At 69.2% G+C, this 731-nt stretch carries 2 pseudogenes; one reads left to right on the top strand and one right to left on the bottom strand.

The features are described 5' to 3' along the window. Positions 1-515 (top strand): annotated as a pseudogene (locus EAO70_RS36550) (alpha-amylase family glycosyl hydrolase); the annotation flags it as partial. On the opposite strand, the pseudogene EAO70_RS40565 reads toward EAO70_RS36550, so the two are convergent. Next, a pseudogene (locus tag EAO70_RS40565) lies at positions 497-731 on the bottom strand (alpha-amylase family glycosyl hydrolase); the annotation flags it as partial. The pseudogenes EAO70_RS36550 and EAO70_RS40565 sit on opposite strands and share 19 nt — an antisense overlap.

The raw sequence follows: 731 nt of genomic DNA, 5'->3' as shown, positions 1-731 counted from the left end.
ACGAGCAGGTCACCTTCCTCGGCAACCACGACATGGGCCGCATCGGGACCTTCCTCCAGCAGGACAACCCGAACGCCTCCGACACCGAACTCGTCCGCCGGGCCACCCTCGCCAACGAACTCATGTTCCTGTCCCGCGGCAACCCGGTGATCTACTACGGCGACGAGCAGGGCTTCACCGGCCCCGGCGGCGACAAGGACGCCCGCCAGACCCTCTTCGCCTCGAAGACCGCCGACTACCTCGACGACGACCAGCTCGGCACCGACCGCACCCACGCCACCGACGCGTACGACCCCACCCACCCGGTGTACCGGTCCGTCGCCGCGCTGTCGAAGCTGACCCGCGAGCACCCGGCCCTCCGCGACGGCATCCAGCAGGAACGGTACGCCGGGGGCTCCGTCTACGCCTTCTCCCGTACGGACCCGAAGGCGCGCACCGAGTACCTYGTCGCCACCAACAGCGCCACCACCGCGAAGACGGTCACCGTCCCCGTCGGTTCGGCGGTCTTCGAGGCGAAGAGGGTCTGGCGGGCGTCCTTGTCGCCGCCGGGGCCGGTGAAGCCCTGCTCGTCGCCGTAGTAGATCACCGGGTTGCCGCGGGACAGGAACATGAGTTCGTTGGCGAGGGTGGCCCGGCGGACGAGTTCGGTGTCGGAGGCGTTCGGGTTGTCCTGCTGGAGGAAGGTCCCGATGCGGCCCATGTCGTGGTTGCCGAGGAAGGTGACCTGCTCG

The sequence above is a fragment of the Streptomyces sp. adm13(2018) genome (assembly GCF_008042145.1).
In the GTDB taxonomy this organism is placed as follows: domain Bacteria; phylum Actinomycetota; class Actinomycetes; order Streptomycetales; family Streptomycetaceae; genus Streptomyces.
The sequence above is the reverse complement of the archived record's forward strand: the minus strand, read 5'-3'. Positions and strand labels throughout refer to the sequence as shown.